The organism is Sphingomonas sp. Leaf10, from assembly GCF_001421245.1.
Classification (GTDB): domain Bacteria; phylum Pseudomonadota; class Alphaproteobacteria; order Sphingomonadales; family Sphingomonadaceae; genus Sphingomonas.
This window is the reverse complement of sequence record NZ_LMKE01000015.1, coordinates 140,301-149,095: the sequence shown is the minus strand read 5'-3', so window position 1 is coordinate 149,095 and position 8,795 is coordinate 140,301. Positions and strand designations below refer to the sequence as shown.

Sequence of the window (8,795 nt, the reverse complement as noted above, 5' to 3'; positions counted from 1 at the left end):
GTCCCTTCAAGGGCCGGTCTCTAGTTCAACGTGGATGAAGAAACGGGGGTCACGTCACAACCGCTACACATATACGGAAGACCCACTTCCGGACGTTCACGATTCCCGATCCGCTTACGAACTTCAGACATTCGTTCATCCCAACGAATGACAGCAATATACGCCTCTGGTTGGTGGTCGGTACGAAAAGGGTTATGACAGAAAATGTTACGGAACTCGACCGGTACTCCGACGAAACATAATTTCGAACACTGATGCAGAGTCGCTACGTTGGTAGCGCACGTCACCTCCGTGCGCTCGGGCGATGCTGCGAACGATCGCCAAGCCAAGACCCGATCCGCCGGTTGAGTTCGGCCCCCTGACGAACTGCCGGAAGGCTGCGCTTTCAAGATTTGGTGGCAAGCCTGGCCCAGCGTCGGCTACGGCAATCGATACTTGATCGTCGGTAGAGCGGGTGGTGATCAGCAATTCGCACGGATCTGCATGGCGGCGCGCATTGTCGACCAGCGCCAGGATCGCCTGCCGCAGGCGACCGGCGTCGACGCGCACGATCCCGGAATGGAGGTCGAACCGCAACGCGAAGCCTGTGGGTTCGACCATGCCTTCCAACATCGGTGCCATCGTCACGAGTTCGGCGGCCACGTCGACCTCGCTGAGATCGAGTTCAAGATGCCCGCTGTCCGCAAGGCTGACGCTGCGCAGATCCTCGACCAGGCGGGTGAGACCGGCGACCTGCGCCAGCAACCCGTCGACCAGCGCGGTGTCGAAGGGAACAGCCCGTCCTTCACCCCTTGCAACCGCCCCTGGAGGATCGTCAGCGGCGTGCGCAGTTCATGAGCGATCTGGGCATTCCAGACGCTGACATCGTCGGCCATGCGTTGCAACCGGTCAGCCATAGCGTTGAAGTCGGCGATCAGCGCGGCGGTTTCCCCCTGAGCCTCGGTGACGTTGCCTACGCGGGTGGCCAGGTCGCCCTCGGCGATACGGCGCGCCGCCTCACCCACGGCGGCCAGCGGGCGGACGATCCGCCGCGCCAGCCACGCCGCCACGGCCAACGCCAGCAACAGCCCCAGCACGCAGACGCCCAGCGTGATACCGACGTCCAGACCCGTCGTGTCCTCCAGATTGGCGGGCAGCGGCGCGACGATCCGCCAGCGTTCCGCCAGCGCGTAGATGATGTAGAAGGCGGCGGTGCTGGCGATGATCGTCACCACCGACAGCACGGCCATGGCGGCCCCCAATTGCCGCTGGAGGCTGATCCGCCCCGTCATGCGCGCGACGTCAGCCGGTAACCCACCCCGCGCACGCCTTCGGGCATGTCGGGCACGCCGGCTTGGTCGAGCTTGCGTCGCAGCTTGCTGACATGGCTGTCGACGGTGCGGTCGAGTGCATCCGATCCCGGCATACATGCATCGACCAGATCGCCGCGGGTAAAGACCTGTGTCGGATTGCGCGCCATATGAGTTAGCAACCGGAATTCGGTAAGCGTCAGCGCGACCTCGTGCCCGTTTACCCGAACGATATGGCTGGTCGTATCGACCTCGACCGGCCCGACGCGCAGCACGCCGCTGGCACCCAATCCGCCGGCGCGGCGCAACACCGCCTTCACCCGCGCGACGACCTCGACCGGATTGAACGGCTTGATGACGTAATCGTCCGCACCGACGCGCAGCGCCTGTAGCTTGTCGAGGTCCTGGTCGAGCGCGGTGATGACGATCACCGGCGTGCCCCCGCGCCGCCGCACTTCCGACAACACCTCCCAACCGTCGACCAAGGGCATGGTAATGTCGAGCAGGACGATGTCGGGCCGGAGCGCCAGATGGACGTCGAGCGCGGTGCGCCCGTCCGCGACCTGCACCGTCCGAAATCCTTCGCGTTCCAGATAGGCGCGCAGGATGTCGGCGATGTCCTTGTCGTCTTCGGCGATCAGGGCGAGTGGGTTCATGCCGCTTGGGGTAGCATCGCCTGCCCGGCCCCGGCCAGTGGCGTCCACAAAGTCTCCACACAATCTCGACGCGGACGCAATGCAATGGCGGGAAGAGGGGCGCCATGATCGCCACGCCTCTCCGCCTGCCCATCGCGCCGCTGCTGCTCGCCTCGCTGCTGGCAGCGTGCAACGCCGAAGCACCTGCCGCCAAACCCGCCGAGGTCGAGGTGCTGACCGCACCAGCCATCGCGGCCTTTGCGACGGTCTCGGACGAATTGCCCGGTCGCGTCGTTGCGTGGCGCATCGCCGAGATCCGACCGCAGGTCGGCGGGATCGTCCAGCGGCGTTTGTTCGAACAGGGCGCGCTGGTCCACGCCGGACAGCCGCTGTTCCAGATCAGCCCGGCCCCCTATCGCGCCGACGCCGATACTGCCCGCGCCACCTTACAGAAGGCGACCGCCGCGCTGGCGCGGGCACGGGTGCAGGCGGACCGGCTCAAGCCGCTGGTCGTGGCGGATGCGATCAGTCGGCAGAGCTATGACGACGCCGTCGCCGCCCGCGATCAGGCCGCGGCGGAAGCGGCCGAGGCACGCGCCACGCTGCGGCGGCGCAATCTCGATGTCGGCTTTTCCCGCATCACCGCGCCGATTACCGGGAGGATCGGCGCGGCGACCGTGACGGAGGGCGCGCTGGTCACCGCCGGCGATACGAATCCCCTGGCCACCGTGCAACAGATCGACCGCGTCTATATCGACGGCCGCCAGCCCGCCGAGCAGTTTGCGGCACTGCGCGCATCAGGGCGCACCGATGCTGCGGTCGAGATCGTGACGGCGGGCGGACAGGTCCATCCGGTGAAAGGTCGCGTCCTGTTTTCCGGCATCGCCGTCGATCCCGGCACCGGCGACGTGCTGGTCCGCGTCGCGGTCGACAATCCAGGCGAGCGCCTGCTGCCCGGCATGTTCGTCCGCGCCCGCCTGCCCCACCCCACGACACCGGGCGTGCTGAGCGTCCCGCAACAGGCGGTCACGCGCGATGCGAACGGCGTGGCGCGCCTCAGCGTTCTCGACCCGCAGGATCGGGTTCACATCCGCAAAGTGACGGCGGGGGACGTCGTCAATGGCCGCATCCTGATCCCGTCCGGGCTGCGCCCGGGCGAACGGGTGATCGTCGAGGGGCAGGACCGCGCGCAGGTGGGCACGCCGGTCAAGCCGCTGCCGTGGCGGGGGCGCTGAACCGATGGCCAAATTCTTCATCGACCGCCCTGTCTTCGCGTGGGTCATCGCGATCGCGATCATGCTGCTGGGCGCGATCGCCCTGCCGCAGATGTCGGTCGCCCGCTTCCCCAGCGTCGCACCGCCCAGCGTCAGCGTCTTCGCCAGCTATCCGGGTGCCACGCCACAGACGCTGAACGACAGCGTCGTCTCGCTGATCGAACGGGAAATGTCGGGGGTTAAGAACCTGCTCTATTTCGACAGCAGCTCCGACACCTCGGGCAGCGCGACGGTCAACGCCACCTTCCGCCCCGGCACCAATGTCGAGCTGGCGCAGGTCGACGTGCAGAACCGGCTGAAGGCGATCGAGGCGCGCCTGCCCGCCGCCGTGCGTCAGACCGGCATAACCGTCGAATCGGCGTCGTCCGGCTTCCTGATGATCGTCAGCCTGATGTCGGAAGACGGGCGGTACGACGAAGTGGCGCTGGCCGATTACATGACCCGCCGCATCGTCGACGAACTGAAACGCGTGCCCGGCGTCGGGCGGGTACAGAATTTCTCGGCCGAACGCGCCATGCGGATCTGGATCGATCCCGCCAAGCTCGCGGGCTTCGGCCTGACCGCCAGGGACGTGACCGCAGCGATCACCGAGCAGAACACGCAGATCGCCCCCGGCGCGCTCGGCGCCGAGCCGACCTCGAACGGACAGCGCGTGACCGTACCGCTGACCGCCGACGGCCAGTTGAAGACGCCGGAGGACTTCGCCGCCATCAGCCTGAAGGCGAACAGCGACGGATCGTCGGTGACGCTCGACAAGGTCGCGCGGATCGAACTGGGGCGACAGAGCTTCGGCACGGCGACGCGCGAACATGGCAAGGTGGCGGCCTCCGCCGCGATCCAGCTGTCGCCCGGTGCGAACGCGGTCGCGGTATCGAAGGCGGTGAACGCCCGCATGGCCGACCTGTCGCGCGCCTTTCCGGAAGGGGTGAGCTGGTCCGCACCGTTCGATACCGCGCCGTTCGTGCGCATCTCGATCGAAAAGGTGCTGCACACGCAGATCGAGGCGATAATCCTCGTCTTCCTGGTGATGTACCTGTTCCTGCAGAATATTCGCTACACGCTGATCCCCGCGATCGTCGCGCCGATCGCCTTGCTCGGCACGATCGCGGTGATGCTGGTGGCGGGCTATTCGATCAACGTGCTGACCATGTTCGGCATGGTGCTGGCCATCGGCATCATCGTCGATGACGCCATCGTCGTGGTCGAGAATGTCGAGCGGTTGATGCACGAGGAGCAGCTGTCCCCGCGCGACGCGACGGTTCGTGCGATGGCGGAGATTACCCCCGCGATCATCGGCATCACGCTGGTCCTGTCGGCGGTGTTCATTCCGATGGCGCTGGCCTCGGGATCGGTCGGGACGATCTACCGCCAGTTCTCGATGGCGATGGCGGTGTCGATCCTGTTCTCGGCCTCCCTCGCGCTCACCCTGACGCCCGCCTTGTGCGCGACCCTGCTGAAGCCGGTGGATGCCGGGCGGCCGAAGAACCGCTTCTTCCGCGCGTTCGACCGCTGGTTCGACGCGACGACCGCCCGCTACCAACACTGGGTAGCGACGCTGCTGCGGCGCAGCGGGCGGATGATGGCGGTATTTGCGCTGATCGTCGGGTTGCTCGGCATCGCCTTCGTCAACCTGCCATCCTCGTTCCTGCCCGAAGAGGACCAGGGCTATTACATGACCAGTTTCCAGCTTCCCGCAGACGCCACCGCCACCCGCACCTTGGAGGCCGTGACCGCGTTCGAACGCTTCGCCGCGACCCGGCCGGGCGTCCAGACGACGCAGTCGATCCTCGGCTTCGGCTTTTCCGGATCGGGGGCCAACGCCGCGATGATCTACACCATCCTGAAGCCCGGGACCGACGTGCGGGCCGAGATCGCGGCCGCCGACGCCGCGATGGGAAAGGCGATCCATGAAGGTCAGGTCATGAACATGATGCCACCGGCGATCGAGGAACTCGGCACCTCGTCGGGCTTCACGCTGAAACTGGAGGATCGCGCCGGAAAGGGGCGCCAGGCACTGGACACAGCGCGCGACCTGCTGCTCGGTCACGCGGCAAAGAGCGAAAAGCTGTCGGACGTCTATGCGGACGGACTGCCCGGCGGGACCAACGTCCGGCTCGACATCGACCGGGTCAAGGCGCGCGCGCTGGGCGTATCGTTCACCGCGATCAGCGACATGATCGGCACCGCGCTTGGCAGCAGCTATGTCAACGACTTCCCGAACGAGGGGCGCCTGCAACAGGTCATCGTGCAGGCGGACGCGTCGCACCGGATGAACCTGAACGACGTGCTGCGCCTGCGCGTCCGCAACGCCAGCGGCGGGACGGTCGCGCTGGCCGAACTGGTGACGCCGGTGTGGCAGCATGGACCGCTACAGATCGCCAATTTCGACGGCTATCCCGCGATCGGCATCACCGGTTCGCCCGCCCCCGGCGTGTCGAGCGGCGACGCGATGAAGGCGATGGAAGCGATCGCCGCCGACCTGCCGCGCGGCTTCGCGATCGAGTGGACCGGTGCCTCGTTGCAGGAACGCGAAGCGGGGGCGCAGGCACCGCTGCTCCTCGCGCTGTCGATGCTCGTCATCTTCCTGGTGCTCGCCGCGCTGTACGAAAGCTGGTCGATCCCGGCGGCGGTGATGCTGGTGGTGCCGCTCGGCCTGATCGGGGCGGTGAGCGCGGTGATGCTGCGCGGCATGACGAACGACATCTTCTTCCGCGTCGGACTTATCACCATCATCGGACTGAGCGCGAAGAATGCGATCCTGATCGTCCAATTCGCCAAACGCTATCGCGAACAGGGCATGGGCCTGATCGATGCCGCGCTGGCGGCGGCAAAGGTCCGCCTGCGCCCGATCGTGATGACCAGCCTTGCCTTCACCCTCGGCGTCATGCCGCTGATGCTGGCGCGCGGCGCCAGTGCGGAAACACAGACGGCGCTGGGCACCGGCGTGTTCGGCGGGATGGTGACCGGTACCGTGCTGGCGGTGCTGTTCGTCCCGGTATTCTTCGTCGTCGTGGTCGGGCTGGCCGAACGGCGCGCGAGGAAGGGAGCATGACGATGCGTACCCTCCCCCTCGCGCTGTTGCTGGCGACCACCGCCTGCACGATGACGCCCAGGCTGACGCTACCCGCCGCACCGGTCGCCGCGACCTATCCGGTCGCGCTGGACGGAGAGGCAGTGCCCGCATGGCGCGGCATGTTCGGCGATCCGCGCCTGCAACGGCTGATCGAACTGGCGCTCAGCGACAATCGCGACCTGCGCATCGCCGCGCTGAACGCCGAAGCGGCGCGCGCGCAGATCCGCGTGACGCGTGCGCAGGGGCTGCCGGCGGTCAACCTCGACGGGGCCTATACCCGTCAGCGCCAGCCCGGCAGCGTTGCGGGGGCCGGTGTCGGCCTGGGTAACGCCGCGTCCGATGGCGTGACCTTCGGACAGTTCACCGCACAGGCGGCGCTGACATCGTTCGAGATCGACCTGTTCGGCCGGTTGCGCGCCCAGAATGCCGCCGCGAACGAACGCTATCTCTCCTCCCGCGAGGCGCAGCGTGCGGTGCGGCTGACGGTCATCGGCGCGGTCGCGGATGCGTATCTCGCCGAAAGGCTGGCCGAGGAACAGTTGCGGCTGACCGAAGCCACGCTGACCGACTGGCAGGCGTCGCTCGACATCGCACGGCGACTGTACGCCGCCGGCCAGTCGAGCGGCGTCGACCTGGCGCAGGCCGAGGGGCTGGCGCGGCAGGCGAGCGCCGACCTGGCGCAACGGCAGCGTGAACGGATGCAGGCGACCAACGCGCTGACGCTGGCGGTTGGCGCGCCCCTGCCCGCCGATCTGCCGCCGGCGACCACGCTGATGCAGCAGCCGATCCGAACGGCTCTGGCCGCCGGCACGCCCTCCGATCTGTTGCTGCGTCGCCCCGACATCGCGCAGGCCGAACATGATCTGCGCGCGGCCAATGCGGACATCGGCGCGGCGCGTGCGGCGTTCCTGCCACGACTGTCGCTGACCGGCGTGTTCGGCTTTGCGAGCCTCGCCCTCAAAACCCTGTTCAACAGTGCCAACCGCAGCTGGTCCTACACCCCCGCCATCTCCCTGCCGATCTTTCGCAGCGGCGAATTGCGCGGCAATCTGAACCTTGCCCGGCTGCGCAGCTCGATCGCGGTCGCGACCTATGAAAAGAGCATCCAGACCGCGTTCTGCGAGGTCGCCGACGGCCTTGCCGCCCGCGCGACCTTCGCCCGCCAGTTGACGGAACAGCAGGCGGTGGTGACCCAGGCCGATCGGCGCCTCGTCCTTGCCCGCCTGTCCTATCGCGCCGGCATGACCAGTCGACTGGAATTGCTCGATGCCCAGCGGACGGCCTATGCGGCGCAGCAGGCGTTGCTGACGGCACGACGGGACGAACTGACCAGCGCCACCGCGCTTTATCGCGCGCTTGGCGGCGATACCCTGACGGAGACATCACGATGACGACGCCTGCCCGCTATCCGCGGCCGATGCGGTTGCTGCACTGGACGCGTGCGGCGCTGATCATGGGACTGATCGCGCTGGGTTGGCTAATGACGACCCTGCCCGACACCACCGCCACAAAGTTCGAATGGATGTACCCAGTCCACAAGGAATTCGGCGTTCTGGCGTTCCTGATCGGGGTCGTCGCCATCGGTGTGCGGATGCGTAGCCGCGTGCCGGCCCATCCGGTGGGCCTTGCCCGATGGGAATGCCTGCTGTCGACGGCGGTGCAATATCTGATGCTGGCGCTCGCCATCGTCGTGCCGCTGATGGGCTATGCCATGTCCAGTTCGTTCACGCAGAGCGACGGCGTGCCGTTCTTCATCGGCAACCTGCCCGAACTGTTGCCCAAGAACGATGCGGCGTTCGCCGTCTTCGCATGGTTGCACAAGACGCTGGCCTATCTGCTGCTCGCGCTGGTCGCGGCGCATGTGTTCGGCGTGCTCAAGCACCGCTTTCTCGACGATAGGCCGGAAAACGACGTACTTCCCCGCATGCTATAATCCTGGTGTTCGAACATGACCGACAGTCCCATTACCCTGATCCCCGCCGAACCGGCCGACCTGCCCGCCTTCAAGCGGGCGTTGCAGGATGCGTTTGCGCTGGCGGTCGTCGACGAATTTGGCCCGCTGCCAGACGGGCCGATCCCGTCGGACCACGATCTCGACGCTTCCATCGCAGCCCCCGGCGCCCAGATCCTGCATATCGTCGAGGACGGGCGCAATGTCGGCGGGGCCGTCGTAGCGATCGACCCGACGACGCATTGTAACCGGCTCGATCTGTTCTATGTCGAAACCGGTCGGCACGGTCGCGGCCTCGGTCGTCGGGCGTGGTCGGCGATAGAGGCACGATTTCCCGACACCCGCACATGGGAAACCAGCACGCCCTATTTCGAAAAGCGGAACATCCACTTCTACGTGAACGTCTGCGGCTTTCGGATCGTGGAGTTCTTCAACAAACGCCATCCGGACCCGCATCCGCATTCCCGCCCGCATGGCGACGGCGATCCCGTCGGCGACGAAATGTTCCTGTTCCGCAAGGAGATGCGAAACGATCGATGAGCCGCCGCATCGGCATCGACGATTTACGCGCCT

General features: G+C 66.7%; 8 protein-coding genes. 5 read left to right on the top strand and 3 right to left on the bottom strand.

Annotated elements, in window-relative coordinates; genetic code table 11:
• Positions 1-207: 207 nt before the first annotated feature.
• Genes ASE59_RS13255 through ASE59_RS13245 form a run of 3 tightly spaced genes read right to left on the bottom strand, consistent with a single transcriptional unit; the run spans position 208 to position 1,945 of the window.
• A complete protein-coding gene (locus ASE59_RS13255; protein ID WP_056456970.1) occupies positions 208-642 on the bottom strand; it encodes a sensor histidine kinase in 435 nt (144 codons plus the stop codon).
• A complete protein-coding gene (locus ASE59_RS13250; RefSeq protein WP_082458433.1) occupies positions 624-1,271 on the bottom strand; it encodes a HAMP domain-containing protein in 648 nt (215 codons plus the stop codon). Before ASE59_RS13250 ends, ASE59_RS13255 begins: the two co-directional genes overlap by 19 nt.
• Positions 1,268-1,945, bottom strand: coding sequence for a response regulator (locus ASE59_RS13245; RefSeq protein ID WP_056456965.1), 678 nt, complete (start codon positions 1,943-1,945; stop codon positions 1,268-1,270). The genes ASE59_RS13250 and ASE59_RS13245 overlap by 4 nt, the downstream gene beginning before the upstream one ends.
• A 104-nt stretch (positions 1,946-2,049) precedes the next feature.
• Here ASE59_RS13245 and ASE59_RS13240 point away from each other — a divergent pair, with 104 nt between their 5' ends.
• Genes ASE59_RS13240 through ASE59_RS13220 form a run of 5 tightly spaced genes read left to right on the top strand, consistent with a single transcriptional unit; the run spans position 2,050 to position 8,762 of the window.
• On the top strand, positions 2,050-3,159 hold the full coding sequence (locus tag ASE59_RS13240; protein WP_056456960.1) for an efflux RND transporter periplasmic adaptor subunit: 1,110 nt from the start codon (positions 2,050-2,052) through the stop codon (positions 3,157-3,159).
• A 4-nt stretch (positions 3,160-3,163) separates the two neighbouring features.
• Positions 3,164-6,250, top strand: coding sequence for a multidrug efflux RND transporter permease subunit (locus tag ASE59_RS13235; protein ID WP_056456955.1), 3,087 nt, complete (start codon positions 3,164-3,166; stop codon positions 6,248-6,250).
• A 2-nt stretch (positions 6,251-6,252) separates the two neighbouring features.
• Positions 6,253-7,662, top strand: coding sequence for an efflux transporter outer membrane subunit (locus tag ASE59_RS13230; protein ID WP_056457024.1), 1,410 nt, complete (start codon positions 6,253-6,255; stop codon positions 7,660-7,662).
• Complete coding sequence (locus ASE59_RS13225) at positions 7,659-8,204, top strand: cytochrome b (protein ID WP_056456953.1); 546 nt, start codon at positions 7,659-7,661, stop codon at positions 8,202-8,204. The genes ASE59_RS13230 and ASE59_RS13225 overlap by 4 nt, the downstream gene beginning before the upstream one ends.
• Before the next feature lie 15 nt (positions 8,205-8,219).
• Complete coding sequence (locus ASE59_RS13220; RefSeq protein ID WP_056456951.1) at positions 8,220-8,762, top strand: GNAT family N-acetyltransferase; 543 nt, start codon at positions 8,220-8,222, stop codon at positions 8,760-8,762.
• The last annotated feature ends 33 nt before the right edge of the window (positions 8,763-8,795 follow it).